At 55.7% G+C, this 18,499-nt stretch carries 17 protein-coding genes; 11 read left to right on the top strand and 6 right to left on the bottom strand.

The features are described 5' to 3' along the window. Positions 1–13 precede the first annotated feature (13 nt). Positions 14–499 (top strand): DUF2244 domain-containing protein, encoded by a 486-nt coding sequence (locus ACU0FH_RS09010; RefSeq protein ID WP_446194300.1) that lies wholly within the window; start codon positions 14–16, stop codon positions 497–499. A 26-nt stretch (positions 500–525) separates the two neighbouring features. Here the strand turns inward: ACU0FH_RS09010 and ACU0FH_RS09005 are convergent, their stop codons facing one another. Further along, entirely contained in the window at positions 526–993 is a 468-nt protein-coding gene (locus tag ACU0FH_RS09005) for a GatB/YqeY domain-containing protein (RefSeq protein ID WP_446194299.1), read from the bottom strand. Positions 994–1,174: 181 nt separating this feature from the next. Between ACU0FH_RS09005 and carA the strand changes: the two genes are divergently transcribed. Next, positions 1,175–2,338, top strand: coding sequence for a glutamine-hydrolyzing carbamoyl-phosphate synthase small subunit (gene carA, locus ACU0FH_RS09000; RefSeq protein WP_446194298.1), 1,164 nt, complete (start codon positions 1,175–1,177; stop codon positions 2,336–2,338). A 108-nt stretch (positions 2,339–2,446) separates the two neighbouring features. Beyond that, entirely contained in the window at positions 2,447–4,303 is a 1,857-nt protein-coding gene (locus tag ACU0FH_RS08995) for a glycosyltransferase (protein WP_446194297.1), read from the top strand. Between the two features lie 3 nt (positions 4,304–4,306). Here ACU0FH_RS08995 and ACU0FH_RS08990 read toward each other — a convergent pair whose 3' ends face one another. Next, entirely contained in the window at positions 4,307–4,951 is a 645-nt protein-coding gene (locus ACU0FH_RS08990) for a GntR family transcriptional regulator (RefSeq protein WP_238372216.1), read from the bottom strand. 100 nt (positions 4,952–5,051) lie between these two features. Between ACU0FH_RS08990 and ACU0FH_RS08985 the strand changes: the two genes are divergently transcribed. Together ACU0FH_RS08985 and ACU0FH_RS08980 are read left to right on the top strand one after the other, a co-directional pair. Next, on the top strand, positions 5,052–5,696 hold the full coding sequence (locus ACU0FH_RS08985; RefSeq protein ID WP_446194296.1) for a pyrimidine 5'-nucleotidase: 645 nt from the start codon (positions 5,052–5,054) through the stop codon (positions 5,694–5,696). A gap of 52 nt (positions 5,697–5,748) precedes the next feature. Then, positions 5,749–6,945 carry a UbiH/UbiF family hydroxylase gene (locus ACU0FH_RS08980; protein WP_446194295.1) on the top strand — a complete coding sequence of 399 codons (1,197 nt, stop codon included), beginning with the start codon at positions 5,749–5,751 and terminating at the stop codon, positions 6,943–6,945. Here ACU0FH_RS08980 and ACU0FH_RS08975 read toward each other — a convergent pair. From ACU0FH_RS08975 to ACU0FH_RS08965, 3 genes are all read right to left on the bottom strand, one after another. Beyond that, positions 6,942–8,069: an aminotransferase class V-fold PLP-dependent enzyme gene (locus tag ACU0FH_RS08975; protein ID WP_446194294.1), complete on the bottom strand. Its 1,128-nt coding sequence runs from the start codon at positions 8,067–8,069 to the stop codon at positions 6,942–6,944. The genes ACU0FH_RS08980 and ACU0FH_RS08975 overlap by 4 nt on opposite strands. Before the next feature lie 67 nt (positions 8,070–8,136). After that, entirely contained in the window at positions 8,137–8,595 is a 459-nt protein-coding gene (locus ACU0FH_RS08970; RefSeq protein WP_446194293.1) for an Lrp/AsnC family transcriptional regulator, read from the bottom strand. Next, on the bottom strand, positions 8,592–9,047 hold the full coding sequence (locus ACU0FH_RS08965; protein ID WP_446194292.1) for an Lrp/AsnC family transcriptional regulator: 456 nt from the start codon (positions 9,045–9,047) through the stop codon (positions 8,592–8,594). Before ACU0FH_RS08965 ends, ACU0FH_RS08970 begins: the two co-directional genes overlap by 4 nt. Before the next feature lie 137 nt (positions 9,048–9,184). Between ACU0FH_RS08965 and ilvC the strand changes: the two genes are divergently transcribed. Beyond that, positions 9,185–10,207 (top strand): ketol-acid reductoisomerase, encoded by a 1,023-nt coding sequence (gene ilvC / locus ACU0FH_RS08960; protein ID WP_088631814.1) that lies wholly within the window; start codon positions 9,185–9,187, stop codon positions 10,205–10,207. Positions 10,208–10,305: 98 nt separating this feature from the next. Here ilvC and ACU0FH_RS08955 read toward each other — a convergent pair whose 3' ends face one another. After that, positions 10,306–10,488 (bottom strand): zinc-finger domain-containing protein, encoded by a 183-nt coding sequence (locus tag ACU0FH_RS08955; protein WP_446194291.1) that lies wholly within the window; start codon positions 10,486–10,488, stop codon positions 10,306–10,308. 161 nt (positions 10,489–10,649) lie between these two features. Here ACU0FH_RS08955 and ACU0FH_RS08950 point away from each other — a divergent pair, with 161 nt between their 5' ends. The 5 genes from ACU0FH_RS08950 to ACU0FH_RS08930 all read left to right on the top strand — a co-directional run bounded on the left by ACU0FH_RS08950 (position 10,650) and on the right by ACU0FH_RS08930 (position 18,494). Then, a complete protein-coding gene (locus tag ACU0FH_RS08950) occupies positions 10,650–11,009 on the top strand; it encodes a YigZ family protein (RefSeq protein ID WP_446194578.1) in 360 nt (119 codons plus the stop codon). 128 nt (positions 11,010–11,137) lie between these two features. Beyond that, positions 11,138–13,291, top strand: a complete 2,154-nt coding sequence (locus tag ACU0FH_RS08945) for an NAD(P)-binding protein (RefSeq protein WP_446194290.1) — start codon at positions 11,138–11,140, stop codon at positions 13,289–13,291. Continuing rightward, entirely contained in the window at positions 13,278–14,048 is a 771-nt protein-coding gene (locus ACU0FH_RS08940) for a hypothetical protein (RefSeq protein ID WP_446194289.1), read from the top strand. Before ACU0FH_RS08945 ends, ACU0FH_RS08940 begins: the two co-directional genes overlap by 14 nt. Position 14,049: 1 nt before the next feature. Further along, positions 14,050–15,075 carry a polyprenyl synthetase family protein gene (locus ACU0FH_RS08935; RefSeq protein ID WP_446194288.1) on the top strand — a complete coding sequence of 342 codons (1,026 nt, stop codon included), beginning with the start codon at positions 14,050–14,052 and terminating at the stop codon, positions 15,073–15,075. Between the two features lie 119 nt (positions 15,076–15,194). After that, positions 15,195–18,494 (top strand): AAA family ATPase, encoded by a 3,300-nt coding sequence (locus ACU0FH_RS08930; protein WP_446194287.1) that lies wholly within the window; start codon positions 15,195–15,197, stop codon positions 18,492–18,494. The last annotated feature ends 5 nt before the right edge of the window (positions 18,495–18,499 follow it).

The raw sequence follows: 18,499 nt of genomic DNA, 5'->3' as shown, positions 1-18,499 counted from the left end.
CAAGGCTCTCTCGATGCCATACCAATGGGAAAGTCAGGAAGAACCCGTCCGGATCCTCAAGCTTTGGCCGCATCAAAGCCTGCAGCCAAGGGGGTTCGTCATATTCATCGGCGCGACCTGCGGGATGCTTCTTTTGCCGCTTTTAGCATTGTTGGGAAGCGTACTGCTTTGGCTATTGCTTCCATTCCCTGCGGCAGCCGTTTTCGGAATATGGTTCGCGATCGGCAAGAACCGAAAGAACGCGCGGATTATGGAAATCCTGACGCTCACAGATAACTTGGTACGCCTCGAAAGACACACGCCCAAAAAGGACGTTAAAGAGTGGGAATGCAACCGGTACTGGGCCCGCCCGCAGATGCATGGAAAGGACGGCCCGGTCCCCTACTACGTGACGCTAAAGGGAGCGGGCCGGGAAGTGGAAATCGGTGCGTTTCTGTCTGAAGACGAACGTCGGGCGCTTTTCGATGACCTATGCCGGATCCTGCCGAGCAGAACCTAGAAATATAGCGCTTGTTTGGGTTTATCTCACCCCGAGCAGAGCCGGTCCTTTACCAACGGACCTACTTTTCCGAAATCCATCTGACCCGTGTAGCGGGATTTCAATTCCGCCATGACCTTACCCATGTCCCGGATGCTTTCTGCTCCGGTGCTATCAATGGCCTTATCCACGGCCTGGGTCATCTGACCTTCGTCAAGCTGCGGTGGCAGGAATTCTTCGATAACCTTCATCTCTGCCAGTTCCCGGTCGGACAGATCGAGGCGGCCGCCTTCCTCGTAAGCAATCGCGCTTTCATGGCGTTGCTTCATCATCTTTCCAAGGATTGAAAGCACTTCCGCGTCGCCCACCCCATTGGCTTCGCTGTCATCGCTCCGCGCGGCAATGTCTTGATCTTTGATCGCCGCGTTAATGAGCCTGAGCGTAGAAAGCCGGGTCGCTGCCTTGTCCCGCATTGCCTGTTTCAGGGCATCATTCACCCTAGACCGCAAGTCCATCTTTTGTCCCATCCCCATGGATCATGAAGTCTCTCACTTTACTAAAAGCGTGTAGTTCTGACAATATCGCTTTCGCGACGTAACTTTTTCCTTAACTTTAACCCGGCACGGCGACTGCGGGTTGACCACGGCTGCGCCGCCTCATACTACTCCATGAATTTGCCGAAATCGGAGTCGTATCATGGTCGCCACAGCCCCCGCGAAGCCTACTGCATGTCTCGCACTTGCCGATGGGACAATCTTTTACGGTGTCGGTTTCGGAGCAATCGGTCAGACAGTGGCCGAGCTTTGCTTTAACACGGCGATGACCGGGTACCAGGAAATCATGACTGACCCTTCCTATGCAGGTCAGATCGTGACTTTTACCTTCCCGCATATCGGCAATGTGGGCGTGAACCCGGATGATGATGAAACCGGCGATCCGGTCGCCGCAGGCATGATCGTCAAGTGGGACCCGACAATCGCTAGCAACTGGAGAAGCGCTGACGAACTGAAAGTCTGGCTTGAAAGACGCGGTCGGATTGCAATGGGAGGCGTCGACACGAGACGTCTGACCCGGGCGATCCGCCAGCAAGGAGCACCGCACGTTGCACTGGCGCACAATCCCGAAGGCAACTTCGACATTGAGGCTCTTGTTGCTGCCGCGCGCGCTTTCCGCGGGCTGGAGGGCATGGATCTGGCGAAGGATGTGACCTGCGCGCAGTCCTATCGTTGGAATGAAATGCGTTGGGCATGGCCGGGAGGCTACACCGCGCAAACAGATCCGAAATACAAAGTCGTTGCCGTCGACTACGGCGCAAAACGCAACATCCTGCGCTGCCTTGCCAGTGTCGGCTGTGATGTGACGGTTCTCCCGGCTTCGGCGACAGCGGAAGACGTGCTTGCGCACAATCCTGATGGATTGTTCCTGTCCAATGGGCCCGGGGATCCTGCGGCGACCGGTGCGTACGCCGTACCAATGATTCAGGAAGTGATCGGAAAAACGGAACTTCCAGTGTTCGGCATTTGCCTTGGGCACCAGATGCTGGCGCTCGCACTCGGTGCCAAGACGGTCAAAATGAACCACGGTCATCATGGTGCCAACCACCCCGTAAAAGATCTTGAAACCGGTAAGGTGGAAATCACCTCCATGAACCATGGTTTTGCTGTTGATGCCCAGACGCTACCGAATGGCGTTCGTGAAACTCATCGTTCGCTGTTCGATGGTTCCAACTGCGGTATTCGCATGACTGATCGACCGGTCTGGTCCGTTCAATACCACCCCGAGGCAAGTCCGGGGCCGCAGGACAGCTTCTATCTTTTCGAAAGGTTCGCGGAGGCAATGAAAGAACGCGCGTCCGCCTGAGAGAAATACCGACGGACAACCAAGGAAAAATTTACCTCTCTTTAAGGTTAACCAGCCAACTCTGCCCTATCCGGCTCGGGAGGCAGGTTACCCATGGAAAGAGGTCCCTTGGTTCACGATGGTGGTGCCAATACTGCCGAGCGGATGCCAATCGGCCGCCACTTGGTTGACAACGGATCGATCACCTCTTCGCAACTGGTAGCCGCGCTTCAGCTTCAGACAACAATCAACGCTCCCTTGGGTGAAATCCTTGTTGCCGAAGGAATCGCGAAGAAGCAGGATGTCGAAAAAGTCCTTGCGCAGCAGTTCCCCCTGCCTAAAGCGGACTTTGATAAAGAACCAATAGACACGGAACTGTGCAAATCTCGACCGCCGCGTTTCTGGGTTCGAAACCGCCTTCTGCCTTGGAAGAATGACGGCGAACGCGTCCTGATTGCCACGGAACGCCCTGATCGCTTTGATGACATTCGCGGCAGTCTTGAAGCGAATTTCGGATCTCTCGCACCGGCGCTTGGCGAATCCGACGATATGACAAGATCTATCAGCTTGTTGTTCGGGCGCCAGCTGGCCCTCGAAGCCAATGAACGGGTTGCGGCTGAATTCAGTTGCCGGAGCTGGCATTGGAGTGCGCGCCTGATTTTACCTCTTCTCCTCGTGGCTAGCGGAACAGGCTTTTACAACTTTCCGACACTCGGGTACTTCTTTGCCACTCTTGTCGCGCTTTCTGCTCTTGTTCTGTTTGCTTGTCTCAGGTTCACGGCGTTCATAGCTCATATGACTGACAACGACCTTCTTGCCGTACCGCTAGGCCGAACCGTGATGCAGGCAGAGAAACTGCGCAAACCAAAAGTCTCGGTCCTTGTTCCCCTTTATCGGGAAAAAGAGATCGTAAAAACGCTGGTTGCCCGGCTTAGTCGTCTGACGTACCCAAAGGCGGTCCTTGAGGTGCTTTTGGTCCTGGAAGAACGGGATGATGTGACCCGGCGTACACTGGCCGAAACAACCTTGCCTAGATGGATGCGTGTCGTGGAGGTTCCCGCAATCGGAGGCATCAAAACGAAGCCACGCGCGATGAACTATGCGCTGGACTTCTGCGGGGGCGAAATCGTGGGAGTTTGGGATGCCGAGGATGCACCGGCTTTTGACCAAATCGAGCGCGTCGTCGAAAGGTTTGCATCGGCGCCCGATGATGTTGTCTGTCTTCAGGGCGTGCTGGATTATTACAATCCACGGACCAACTGGATTTCACGCTGCTTTACCATCGAATACGCCGCCTGGTTTCGTGTCATCCTGCCGGGACTCGCACGCCTCGGTCTGATCGTTCCGCTCGGCGGTACAACACTTTTTTTTCGCAGGGACAAGCTGGAAGAGCTTGGAGGATGGGACGCTCACAACGTGACCGAAGATGCTGATCTTGGCGTACGGCTTTCCCGGTGGGGTTACCGCACGGAAATGATCGATACCGTGACCTATGAGGAAGCGAACTGTCGGGTCTGGCCATGGATAAAACAGAGATCGCGATGGCTAAAGGGATTCATGGTCACATATGTCGTTCACATGCGGCGTCCCTTGAATCTCTACCGCGACATTGGTCCCCTCAAGTTCCTAAGCTTTCAGGCGTTCTTTCTCGGCACTCTCAGCCAGTTCCTGTTGGCCCCTTTCATCTGGACCTTCTGGCTCTTTCTATTTGGCATTCCGCACCCGTTGGAGGGATTCGCACCCTATGAGTATCTCCTAGGCGTGATGCTGTTCTTTTTCTGCATCGAGTTGATGGGGTTCATCATCGCAATGCTTGCTGTATCGAAATCCGACAGGCGTTTTCTGATGATATGGGTGCCAGCGATGCTTTTGTATTTTCCGTTAGGTACAGTCGCCGCGATCAAGGCATTGGTAGAGCTGATGGTGGCGCCGTATTATTGGGACAAGACCCAGCACGGCGTTGTCTTGGCTGACGAATGTGTCTGATCGTCAACCGCGCCTGTCGGCATCCTGTTTCAATCTTGTTTTGAAGGCGACCGAGATATGGTTCTGTAAGGCATGTTCCGCGGAATCCTCATCGCGTTTTTCTATTGCCGCTACAATTTTGCGATGTTCGGCCTGAGCGATTTCACCGCGACCTTCCGCTGCCAAGGAAGTTGTCGCCATCAAGGCCATCGTCCGGTGCACCAGATCCAGTTGTTGCACCAAATATCTGTTGTGCGAGGCAAGCTGTATCTGCTTGTGAAAGCGCCGGTTGGACCGTGCAAGCGCAGGTGGGTCGTGGATCAAGGCGTCGTCCGCCTCTACCATCTCACGCAGAACTGTAATCTCTTCTTCATTCGCGTGGCGGGCAGCAAGGCGGGCGGCCAAGCCTTCCAATTCGCGGCGCACAACATAGAGTTCGGCCATCTGGTTGTGATCCAGTGAAGCCACGATGAGCGAACGGCCGTCTCGGGCCAAGAGTGATTGTGTTTCGAGCCGCTGCAAGGCTTCGCGCACGGGTGTGCGCGAGACGCCCAGCCGCTCTGCAAGATCGCTCTCGACCAACCGGTCGCCGGGCTTGTAGTCACCCATGTCAATCGCTTCGAGGATCAGGCTGTACGCATCCGTCTGCGCCGGTTTGGTTTCTTTCATATGGCCACCGGAAGATTTCATCCCTAGTGTCTACTCGCGGCGCTATGACCGGATCAAGCCCGCCGTTGAAAACCCGTTGGTGCTGAGCTAGAGCCTCCCAATGATCAAAACATCATTCAGCCATGTCGAGACTTGGGTCTTTGACCTCGACAACACTCTTTATCCGCCCTCTGCGCGCCTCTTTGATCAGATCGAAGTCCACATGACCAAATATGTCATGGATGCGCTTTCCGTGGACGCTGAGGAGGCTGACAAGTTGCGCTCGGAGTATTGGCGCACCTACGGAACCACTCTCGCAGGACTCATGAGGGTTCATGGGGTGGATCCCGGTCCATACCTCACGAAGGTGCATGAAATTTCGTTCGATCATCTGGAAGAAGACCAAGCCTTAGCAGCAGCAATTGCCGCATTACCCGGAAGGCGCATCGTGTACACAAACGGTACACGGCCATACGCGGAAAACGTACTAAAGGCGCGCGGCCTGAGCGAGGTATTCGATGGTATCTATGGCGTCGAGCATGCGCAGTTTCTTCCAAAACCTGAACGCGAGGCCTTTGAAATGGTGTTTGCTCTCGACGGTCTGAACCCAGCGCGGGCGGCGATGTTCGAAGACGATGCCCGCAATCTTGTGGCGCCACATGCGATGGGCATGCAGACGGTTCACGTTGCACCTGATCGTCTGGAGTCGGACCACATACATCACCATACCGACGATCTGGCATCATTCGTTGCCAGACTTATCTAATGTGACATAGCAACGGTGAAAGCCGTCTCGATAACATGGAGAGAGGATAGCCATGCCGGAACAAAGCGACGTTCTCGTTTCGGGTGGAGGTATCGCTGGCCTGACCGCGGCAGCCGTTTTCGGGGCAATGGGCTATGACGTTACATGCGTGGATCCGGCTCCACCGATAACGTCGCGCGATGTGTCGGGCTCAGACCTTCGCACCACGGCGATCCTGCAACCTGCCAAGGCTTTGCTTGAGAAATTCGGTCTGTGGCAGCGATTGGCGCCGCACGCCATGCCGCTGCGAGTCATGCGGATCGTCGATGCTGGCGGTGAGGCTTCAGAGCCCAGAGTGGTCCGGGAATTTCGCGCTGACGAGATTTCCAATCAGCCATTTGGATGGAACCTGCCGAACTGGTTGCTGCGCCGAGAATTCCTGTCCCAGCTTACGGATCTACCTTCCGTCAGTTTCCGACCCGGAGTGAGTACGAATTCGCTCTTTACCCGAATGGGCGAAGCGCGTGTCGGATTAAGCGACGGTTCAAAGGTTTCCACGCGTCTTGTCATTGCTGCCGATGGACGAAATTCGTTTACCCGTGAGGCCGCGGGAATTTCGATTACTAAAAGGCACTATGGCCAGAAGGCGCTGGCCTTTGCTGTGACGCACACTCTGCCACACGAAAGCGTTTCGACCGAAATCCATCGAAGCGGCGGACCTTTTACACTGGTCCCACTGCCGGATCACGAAGGAAAACCATCCTCCGCTGTCGTGTGGATGGAGACCGGACCAAAGGCGCAGGAACTGCATGCGCTTTCTGACGATGCCTTTGAAGTTGCCGTGAATGAAAGAGCTTGCGGTCTGATGGGTGAAATTCATCTGGCCACCGGCCGGGCGCTTTGGCCAATTACGAGTCAGCATGCAGAAACCATGCAGGCAGAACGAGTCGCCCTGATGGCCGAGGCCGCCCATGTCGTTCCGCCCATCGGCGCTCAGGGACTTAACATGTCACTTGCTGATCTGCGCTGCCTGACGGAACTGGCCGAGAAATACCCGGACGATCTTGGATGTGCCGACATGCTAACGGCCTACGACAAGGCACGCATGAGCGATATCCGGTTGCGCGTTCAAGGGATCGATCTGCTGAACCGGGCATCAATGGTGGATGCCCGAGCTCTGCGGGATGTCAGGGCCGCCGGGTTAAGCGCCCTTTATGCACTCCCCCAGATCCGGCACATGCTTATGCGCATGGGGCTTGGCGTTGCTTAGATCACCTGGTCGAGAACCTTCTTGAGCCGGACCAGAGTAGCGTCGACATCGTAAAGCTTGTCGAGACCAAAGAGGCCAAGTCTGAAGGTCTGGAAGTTTTCGGGCTCGTCGCACTGAAGCGGCACACCGGCGGCGATCTGCATTCCCTTCGCGGCGAAGGCGCGTCCCGATTGTATGTCGGGCGAGTCGGTGTAGCTGACGACGACACCCGGCGCGCCAAATCCATCGGCTGCCACAGAGACAATGCCTTTGTCAGCGAGCATAGCGCGAACGCCCTCGCCCAGTTTCCACTGCGCTTCCCGCAGACGGTCGAAACCATAGTCACGCGATTCCATCATGGTGTCCCGGAAATCGCAGAGCGCGTCGGTCGGCATTGTGGCGTGATAGGCGTGCCCGCCGCTTTCATAGGCGGCCATGATCTGCCGCCACTTTTTGAGATCAATGGCAAAGCTGTCGGATCTTGTCTCGTCCAGCCGTGCCAGTGCCTCTGACGACATCATCACGAGACCCGCCGAAGGAGATGAACTCCACCCCTTTTGCGGCGCGCTGATCAATATGTCGACGCCTGTTGATTTCATGTCCACCCACGCACAGCCGGACGCAATGCAATCCAGCACCACCAGTGCACCGACCTCATGCGCGGCATCCGCGAGTGACGAGACATAATCGTCTGGCAGGATGACGCCTGCCGAAGTTTCCACATGAGGCGCGAAGACAACCGAGGGCTTTTCCCTGCGTATCGTTTCAACAACCTCATCGATTGGGGCTGGTGCGAAAGGTGAGGGAGAAACGTTGCCGACCCGACGCGCTTTCATGACGGTGGCCGAAGTTGTCAGGCCGCCTGTTTCAATGATCTGGCTCCAACGATAGGAAAACCATCCATTGCGCACAACCAGTACATCCTGCCCCCGGGCGAACTGGCGCGCTACGGCTTCCATTGCATACGTACCGCCACCTGGGACGATGGCAACGCCGTCGGCCTGATAGACTTCCTTCAACCCATCGGAAAGATCACGCATGACTTTCTGGAACTTCATGGACATGTGGTTCAGCGATCGGTCGGTAAAAACGACCGAGAATTCTTCCAATCCGTCAGGATCTACAGTCTCAAGCAAAGCTGGCATGGGATGTCCTTTCTGAACCTGCCTAACCTGATAGCGATCAGCGAGACGATTGGCAAAACCTCTGTGATCACCCGAGGGGGCCGGGCAGCCTTTCTTCGCTCAGCAGAACATTCGCCTCAAGATCGCCGGCACCTGGAAGCGTCATTATCCTGCGCCTGAGGATGCGCTCGAAGTCAGACAGATCGCGGGCCACGACCCGAAGACGAAAATCGTAGAGACCGAGCACGTGCTCGACTGTCTGCACCTCGGGGATCGCGCTGACCGCTCTTTCGAAATCGGCAAGACTTGGCTGTGCCTTGCGGGCGAGTTTGATGCCCACGAAAACAGTGACGCCAAAACCAAGTGCCTCGGCGTTGAGGCGAAGCTGGCGCCCTTTCAGGATGCCAGCGTCTTCCAGCCGGCGAATGCGCCGCCACGTTGCCGGTTGCGAAAGGCCGAATTTGCGACCCAACGCGCTCGCGCTTTGCGTGGCGTCCTGAACCAGCGCACTCAGCAGTTTGCGATCGATATCGTCAATTTCCGTCATACTGGCAGAACCTTGTCGGATTTGATCCGCGCGATATGCATAAGGGCTTCTATGTCGGCGACATGGGGCAGGGTGAGAATCCTGTCACGATACAACGACTGATAATGAGCTAGATCTTTTGCGATCACAGAGAGTCTGACGTCGACCCGACCCAGAAAAGTCTGGATCTCGAGAACTTCCGGTACCTTCCGTGACTCTGCAAGAAATTCGTCAAACGCGCGAGGTTCCGCTTTTTCCAAGGTGAATCGAAGGCTTACTTCGACCGTATAGTCAAGAGCCGCCCAGTCGATGATTGCTTCCTGGCCAAGGATGACCCCGTTGCTTTCCATCTTTTCGAGCCGTCGCCAACACATTGCAGGCGTTACTCGCGCCCTGTCTGCCAGTTCGGAGACAGAAAGACTCGGTTCAGCCTGGAACTGGCGGAGAATGCGGCGGTCGATGTCATCTAGCATGAATATACCGAAAATCTAATGATCTACGAATGATACTTCCTCTTGCTCTTAAATACTCAAGGAAACTGATATCGCAACAACGATATCGGCGGAGTAGACAGGGCGACATCTGAGACGCTGCGGAAAAGGAGCTACCGATGCGTGTGTATTATGATCGCGATTGCGATATTAACCTGATCAAGGACAAGAAAGTTGCCATTCTGGGTTACGGGTCGCAGGGCCACGCCCATGCGTTGAACCTGCGCGACTCTGGCGCCAAGAATCTTGTCGTCGCTCTCCGCGAAGGTTCGCCTTCGGCAAAGAAGGCTGAGGGCGAAGGTCTTACGGTTATGGGGATCGCCGAAGCAGCGGCATGGTGCGACCTGATCATGTTTACCATGCCCGATGAACTGCAGGCCGAGACCTACAAGAAATACGTGCATGACAACCTCAAGGAAGGTTCGGCAATCGCGTTTGCACATGGTCTGAACGTGCATTTCGGGCTCATCGAGCCCAAGCCCGGTGTCGATGTCATCATGATGGCACCAAAGGGCCCGGGTCATACCGTGCGCGGCGAGTACACCAAAGGCGGCGGCGTTCCCTGCCTCGTGGCCGTGCATAACGACGCATCGGGCAAGGCGCTGGAGCTGGGCCTGTCCTATTGTTCCGCAATTGGCGGTGGTCGTTCGGGTATCATCGAAACCAATTTCCGCCAGGAATGTGAAACCGACCTGTTCGGCGAACAGGCCGTTCTCTGCGGTGGTCTGGTTGAGCTGATCCGCATGGGTTTCGAAACTCTGGTCGAAGCCGGGTACGAGCCCGAAATGGCCTATTTCGAGTGTCTGCACGAAGTGAAGCTGATCGTGGATCTGATCTACGAAGGCGGCATCGCCAACATGAACTACTCGATCTCGAACACCGCTGAATACGGCGAATATGTCTCGGGTCCGCGTATTCTTCCCTACGATGAAACCAAGGCACGTATGAAAGCGGTTCTGACCGACATTCAGAACGGCAAGTTCGTCCGTGATTTCATGCAGGAAAACGCTGTTGGTCAGCCGATGTTCAAGGCAACGCGCCGCCTGAATGACGAACACCAGATCGAACAGATCGGCGAAAAGCTGCGTGCCATGATGCCTTGGATTTCCGCAGGCAAGATGGTCGACAAGGCCAAGAACTGATCGAGCATATGGCTTGAAAGAAAAGGCGCCCAGTTTGGGCGCCTTTTTTTTGGTAAGTGACAGTCTGAAACGACTGGAATAACGCTAGCGGAACAGGTCTAGCCTCGTTTGGCTTCATGCTCCGAATGGATGAACTTGCAATCGCAGTAGGGGCATTCGACCCAGCCTGTATCCAGCGGGATGCTCAACCAGACACGTGGATGACCGAGGGCACCTTCGCCGCCGTCACATGCAATGCGATAGCTGTCCACCACCTTGGTTTCAGGCGCTTCGATGGTCATGGTCTCTGGTATCCTTCTGAGCTGGATTTCTTGACTCTTTTATGTGTCAGTAAAGCCAACGCTGCAAGGCCCCGATTGTCGCGGTTACTGGAGTATCAGGGCTCTCGCCAGCTTGGACCGGCTTGTTGATTATTCATGTCGAAGCTTTTAATCCGCCAAGTATGCTTGTCCTTGAAAACATTCTGTCCGACCGGGGTTCCAGGTATGCCGTGTCGGGTGGTCCCGCCGATACCGCAGAGGCAGCGCGTGCATTTGTTCGCGAACTGACACGCCGAAAGAAATTCGCGAAGGCGACCCACAATACATGGGGATTGCTCACCAGTGAGGGTGCGCAACTTAAGAGTGACGACGGCGAAAGTGGCGCCGGATTGGTGATTCTGCGGCAGTTGGAGACCGCCGGTTTGCACGATCATGTCGTGGTGGTGACGCGCTGGTATGGTGGAAAACACCTGGGCGGCGACCGGTTTCGGCATGTTCAGCAGGCGGTTCGGACCTATCTGGAGGCACTGGAAAATACGTAGGAAACGTTGCCTGATTTGCGCTTTTCTGCTGCGAGAACAGTGGTCTTTCTCGTGTCTAGCCAAGAGATTCGTTGCGTGAAAGCAATTTAGCGGTCAACCTGAGAGCGACTGGCTTTGGGTGACCGGAAATGAGCACTAAGAAAGTCTGTATAGTGGGGGGAGGCTGTGCGGCTGTCGCAACGGCTTTCGAACTGACCCAACCAGAACGCAACGGGGAGTTCGAAGTTACCATCTATCAGCAGGGTTGGCGTCTGGGTGGCAAAGGCGCATCCGGACGGGCTTTGCCGTCGCAGCGGATCGAGGAACACGGGCTTCACCTATGGATGGGCTTTTACGAGAATGCCTTTGGCATGATGCGGGCTTGCTACGAAGAACTTGGCAGGAATCCCGAGACCTGCCCGATCGCCACTTGGGATCAGGCCTTCAAGCCGGATAACTACGTTGGAGTGACCGAGGATCTGGCCGATGGCTGGGCCAACTGGATGGCTCTTTTTCCGCCTGCCTCCGGCAATCCTGGCGATCCGCTGAAAACGGCCGATCCTTTTTCCATTCCTGCCTATCTCACACGTTGCGTATTGTTGCTGAGAACGTTGATCACTTCGGTGCAAGACCGCGTGCCGCAGGCAGAAGTGAAAGGCGGTAGTGATCTCGTCGGTGCGGTGGCAGCTCTTGCACGCAGTACGGCACGGGGAGTCGTGGCTGAACCATTGAAATCCGCAGAGCGTCTTGCGTCTTATGGACAGCTTGCCATCGGAGTGGTGATTGCCGAGGCGCTGGATATCTTGAGACGCATATTCGATCGCCGACCTCAGTCATGGAGGCCGGACGACGATTTGCATGCCGCTCAATCACTGCTGACAAAATTGTCGGTCGTTATCCATAGCCAGATAGAGCAACTCACAGCCTTAGACCCGGAATTGCGTCGCGTTTGGGAAATCGCCGATGTGGTGCTAGCGATCATACGCGGTATCCTTCGTGACGGGCTTATATTCAACCCGCGCGGGTTCGATGCGATCGACGATCTGGACTGGCGAGAATGGTTGCGATTGCACGGAGCGTCGGAGCTTTCCGTTAACAACGCTTTTGTCAGAGCCTCCTATGACCTGCTGTTTGCCTATGAGGACGGGGACATTAACAGGCCGCGACTTGCGGCAGGGCAGGCTTTGCGCGGCGCGTTACGCATGTTCTTTACCTATCGCGGCGCCCTGTTCTGGAAGATGCAGGCCGGTATGGGAGATATCGTCTTTGCGCCATTTTACGAGGTGCTAAAGCGGCGCGGGGTGAAGTTCGAATTCTTTCATCGTCTGGAAGACCTGAATCTTGATGGTTCCGGCAAGCTGGTAGAGCAGGCCATTTTCAATGTACAGGCGAAGGTCAAACGCGGCCTAGATTACGAGCCGCTCGTCAATGTGAAGGATCTGCCAAGCTGGCCCTCTGAGCCGGATTTTTCCCAGCTCACGGGCGGCGACAAGCTGAAAAAAAGTGGCTGGGATGCGGAATCCCGTTGGGATGAACATTCGGCTGGGACACGGACGCTGAAGATAGGGAAGGATTTTGATTTCCTTGTACTTGCAGTGGGTCTGGGCGAGGTGCCTAACGTGGCTGCCGAATTGATCGCGGCGTCGCCAACATGGCGCCGTATGGTCGAAGAGGTCAAAACTGTCGCCACGCAGGCATTTCAGATCTGGCTGGACAAGCCGGTTGACGAACTGGGGTGGTCAAAACCGTCGCCGAACATTTCGGGTTATGTCGAACCTTTTGATACCTGGGCCGACATGCCACAACTGATCGCGCTGGAAGATTGGGAAGTCGATCCGAAAGCGATTGCGTATTTCTGTTCCGTCCTGCCCGACAGTGAGATCCCCACGTCGGATAACCCCCTGTCTTCTGCTCGGGACAGAGTGAAAGAAAATGCCATTCGCTTCCTCGACAAGGATGTCGCGCATTTTTGGCCGGCTGCCGTGCGGAAGGACGGGTTTGACTGGTCGCTTTTGTCCGGGCCTGACAAATCGTCCGATGGGCCTGAACGTTTATCCTCGCAATTCTGGACGGCAAATATCAATCCGACCGATCGTTACATTCTGTCCCTACCGGGCAGTCTCAAGTATAGAATTTCACCCTTGGATCAACATTTTGATAACGTGACTGTTGCCGGGGACTGGACCCGTTGCGGGCATCAGGCTGGGTGCGTCGAAGCGGCTGTGATGTCGGGACGCCTCGCCGCCCATGCCATGTCTTTGCACCCGCCGCTTGAGGAGATTGTCGGATATGACCACCCATGATGAAAATGGCATAACGGACTCCCTGAGCAGCCATGCGGGCGAGTTCCTCCGGCGTCCGACCCTTGATCGAACCGACCCGCACCGAAACATTTTCAATGCGTTCCGGCAAAGCGATGGTCGGAAACAGGACGTATTTGGAGACGAAAAAGTCTGGCGAAGCTTCCAGAGTAGTAACGCCGAAGAAGCTGAGCCGTCGAACGGGTCATCATGGACACCGGGTCCGCTTTGGGATGGCGTTTCCGAGAGTGTGCGGGCCGGGTATGATGTGATAAACCGCCAGATCGAGGAAGGAAAAGCAACCGCTGCCCGCTTCGCTAGCCCGGATAGAGGTGGCCAATCGCGGGGCATGCCTGAAATCTTGGAGCGCCTTATCCGCACATACTCGGATATTGGCTCGGTCTGGGTAGAATTGTTGGTCGCGGCCACCGAAAGAGATCAGCCAAAAGCACCCAATGCGCCCGAAACGACTGCTGGCTTTCGAGACGACATTGGCGTTGGTGTGCAGGTCCGAGCATCTTGTTCAGTGACGGCTCGCGCGCGGTTATACCGCTCGGTGACAGGAACACTTAACGTTTTGCCTCTGCGCGGCGCCGGCCCGGACGGAGAGGAAATTCGCAGTGTTAGCGTTGAACCGGGGTATTGTGTCCACATCGACATCCCGAGTGATGCGAAACACGGGATATACTATGGTATACTTCTAGAGCAGGGGGCGGATGAGCCAGCCGGTTCACTGACCGTGACGGTTGGTGGGGATTGAAATGAGCGAGCCGGCCATCCAGGAAACACTGGAAGAATACGGCGCCATGACTCGCGATCTCATGGCGCATTACTTGCCGACGCCTGAAGCAGATCACTACCTTTACGGTCCAGCGGCGGATTACCCGTTGCGAGGCGGAAAGATGATGCGGCCCAGCATATGTATCGCGACGGCTCGCTTGTTCGGCGCTTCTCTTGAAGATTCACTGAAGGTCGCCGTAAGTATTGAATTGCTGCACAACGCCTTACTGATCCACGATGACATCGAAGACGAAAGCGAAACCCGCCGGGGTCAGCCGACGCTGCACATGAAGCACGGAATACCAATTGCATTGAACGTTGGCGATGCTTTGGCGCTTTCGAGTCTTCGACCTTTGATCCATGTTTTTCCCCGGATCGGACCGTGGATGGGTCTGAAACTTATCGAAGATATGGAACGCATGGCCCGTGAAACCGCTGAAGGTCAGGCTATGGAACTCGCATGGCGGCACGACAATACGCTGAAACTGGCCCCCGAGGATTACCTCGTGATGGTGCTCAAGAAGACATGCTGGCTGGCGACAATCTTTCCATGCCGGGCGGGAGCGTTGCTGGGGTCGAGATCGTCGATTGCCGAGGATGCTTTCATGCGCTTTGGCTTTTTCGTTGGCGCAGCCTTTCAGATCAGTGACGATACGCTGAACATCGAAGCCGAAGCGATCTATGGCAAGGAAGCCTGCGGGGACCTGCTGGAGGGAAAACGGACGCTAATGTTGATCGACCTTCTTAATCTGTTACGGGGCGACGATCTGCATCGGCTTGTGACATTTCTTTCCAGAAAGAGATCGGAGTTGGCGGAGGACGAAATAGGTTGGGTTCGAGAGAAGATCATCGACCTTGGTTGTTTGAACAGGGCGCGATCAGCAGCGCGAGGGATGGCCGGAGCCGCGCAGCATGAGTTTGATCTGACGTTCGGGCATCTTCCCCAATCCCGGGACAAGGCTTTCCTGTCGGGCCTGGCCTGTTGGTCTTTGTCGAGATCGCATTGATCATACCTGTGAATTTGCCGGATGGCGGGTATCCGGGCAGTTTAGTTTGATAGCGAGTTGGGAATGATTGTCTGAGGCCTGAAGGCGGGAAACTTCGGCATGCAAGAACGGGAATTGCAATGAGCACTACCTTTGCGGGGAAACTATACGACTGGCTGCAATCGATAAATGCCGCCGAATGCTTCGACATTCTTCAGAACGCGGATATCGACATGGAGTTGCTGGTTGACCTGACCGAGGAAGACCTGCGTGAGCTTGGATTGTCTTTGGGGCAGCGGAAACGGCTCCAGAAGGGGATTGAGACATTACGATCGGGCGGCCAGTCCGGCTCGGTGACATCACGCGCTGAACGGCGACAGTTGAGTTTTCTTTTCTGCGATTTGGTGGATTCCACAGTGATTAGCCAGAGAATGGATGCAGAAGATCTTGCGTCCGTGCAGCAGGCTTATCACGGGCTGTGTTCGCAGATAGCCAACCGTTGGGGTGGCAGGATGCTTGCTCAATATGGCGATGGCTGCATGCTGGTGTTTGGTCATCCCAACGTCCATGAGAACGATGCCGAACGTGCGGTGCGGGCCGGGCTTGAACTGGCGACTGCAGTACCGGATGCACAGTTTGCGCCGGGCGTTTCGCTGAATTGCCGGATCGCCATCGCAACGGGCCGGGTGGTCATCGGTGACGTGACCGGTGGTTCAGACCCCAACGCCGTAGCTGGCGAAACGCCGAACCTCGCGGCGCGACTTCAGGACATAGCGAAGCCCGGGACAGTGGTTATCGCTGAATCCACGATGAACCTTGTTAAGTCCGCCTTCGATCTCGACAGTCGTGGCGCGCATAAATTGAAAGGGTACGACCAACCGGTAGAGGCCTGGACAGTTACGGCGGCGAAAGACGAGTCGGATCGTGTAACCGGACTTGGAAGCGATCATCACTTTGTGGGACGCCGGGACGAACTGGAACTGTTGCAGGTGCGATGGGAAAAGGCGCTTACGGGTTCGATGCAGATCGTGACCGTGTCTGGTGAAGCGGGCTTGGGTAAGTCATGGTTGCTTTCTGCCTTTGCCCAGCGCGCCATGGTTGCCAATGAAGAGATGCGCCGGTTTCGCTACTTCTGCGTAAGCTTCAAGACAAACAGCGCGTTGCATCCATTTTTGGCGGAGATTGCCAGATCTATCGGTATCGTGGGTGCTGAAAGCGCCGCGCAGACCCGTCAGCGCATCAAAGACTGGCCCGACCTGAAAGATATCGAGATCAGTAATGCATCTGCATTACTGGCGGCGCAGTTTGGCGTGCAGGATACCGAGACGCCTCTGGCACTGAATGCGGCGCAGCAAAAGCTCGCGATGTTTGCGTTGCTGAACGAAATGCTGAAGAAGCGTGCAGGTGCGGGACCCGTGTTGATCGAAATTGAAGATATTCACTGGGCCGATCCGACGACGTTAGAATTTCTCTCACGACTGGTGACGGATCCTCCGAAACTCCCTGTCATGCTGGTCACGACGCACAGACCTGAGTTTGAGTTGAACTGGCCAGCTCTGCCTTGGCTTACACATGTCGGGCTCAACCGCTTGTCGCTTGGCGAAAGCATCGAGATTGCTCGTTTGGCGGATGGCACCCACTCAATCCCGGAGGCGAGGTTGCGCGACATTATCGCCAAAGCCGATGGCGTGCCCCTGTTTGTCGAAGAACTGACCCAAACGGTGGCTGTTCTGGAGGGCAATGAAATCGGTGGTGCCATCAGGGTGCCGGAAACGCTTGAAGCGTCGCTTATGGCGCGGCTTGACCGGAATGCTGCGGCGAAGTCGATCGCGCAGATCGCTGCGACGATCGGCCGGAAGTTCCGAGGTTCAACGCTTGCGGCTGTTGCCAATAAGGATCCGGACACGCTTGCGCAGTTAATCCGACAACTTACGGACGACCGGATTCTCGAGCCGGTCAAGAATGATCCGGATTCATACATCTTTCGCCATGCGTTGATACAGGACGCAGCATATGGTTCGCTCTTGCGCAGCGAACGAAAGAAATTGCACGCCCGGATTGCGGACATTCTGGCGGAAGAAAACCAGCATGAAGCAATCATTGAACCGGAAACTTTGGCGCGTCATCTGGCTGGCGCTGAAATGCACTTGGAAGCCGTTGGAAAGCTGATTGAAGCGGGTCAGAATGCAACGTCGCGCGCAGCTCAGATCGAAGCTAACAATCATTTCCGTTCTGCATTGGACTTACTGAAAAAGGCACCTGTCGGTGAGATAACAACGCGGTTCGAGGCGACCGTGAACGCCTTGCTTGGTCAGTCTCTGTTGGCCACTGTCGGTTTTGCCGCGCCGGAAGTTGGAGAAGCCTTTGATCGTGCTCGCCACCTCAGTGCTGAAATTGGCGAAACTCCACTGCTTGTCTCCGCTCTTTATGGTGTATCGGTTGTGGCCGCATCACGTGGGGAGCGGGAAAAAACGCGCGAGCTGGCAGAGGAATCTATTCGCTTGTTCGGCGAAAGTGACGTTCCGCTGTTTGCGATGGGGAGCCATTTTACCAATGGACTGCTGCATATCTTCGAAGGGTCACTGGATGAGGCCGAAGCAGCTCTTGAAAAGGCGCTGGGCTACTATTCTCCAGCGCTGCTTGGCTATTCCTTGCAGGTTTATGGAGATGACCTTGGCTCTTATGCGCTGATTTACCTGCTGTGGATTCATGCCCTTCGGGGGGATTTCGAAAAATCTCTCGAGTATAGCCAGCGCAGTGAGGCGCTGACGAAGGAACTTGGAGACCGACAGGTTGAAATCAGGACATTGGCATTTGCCATGAGCGGTTTCCAGATGCTTGGCGAACTAGAAGCGACCGAGGCATTGGCGGACCAAGTGATCGCAAAGGCCGTTGAGCAATGCTATCCTTATTGGCAGGCGGTTGGAGAAGTCGGCAAGAGCTGGGTGCTATGTCATACGGGACGACCGGAAGAAGGATTTGCCAAGTTCGATGGAGCCCTGGCTTTCTTTGACGCCATCGGTCAGCGCACGCCGATGTCTCTTATACGGACTTACCATGCCGAAGCCCTGATTGCGGCCGGAGCTAAAGAGCAGGCCTTTTTGATGTTGAACGAGGCTATCCAAACCTGTGGGTCAGAGTTGGATACATTATACCTGCCGGAGTTGCTGCGCCTTAAGGCGGAAACTTTGCTGGGTGACGATGATCAAAGCGCTGTCGATCTGCTGACCGAAGCGCACGCGCTTGCCCGGTCAAATTCGATGGCATTCTTTGAGTTGCGCAGCGCCGTCAGTCTTTGCCGCGCTCAAGCGGGAGGGCTGGGCGAAGAAGAGGCCCTGGTTAGGCTTAGGGAAGCCAGAGCCAAGATACGCGCACCGCAGCCTTTTGCGGTTCTCAACGAGGCAGACGAGATACTATCGTCTTACCCAAACCCGGCCTGATCACG

The sequence above is a fragment of the Heliomarina sp. genome (genome assembly GCF_052826185.1).
This window is presented reverse-complemented; position numbering and strand designations above follow the sequence as displayed.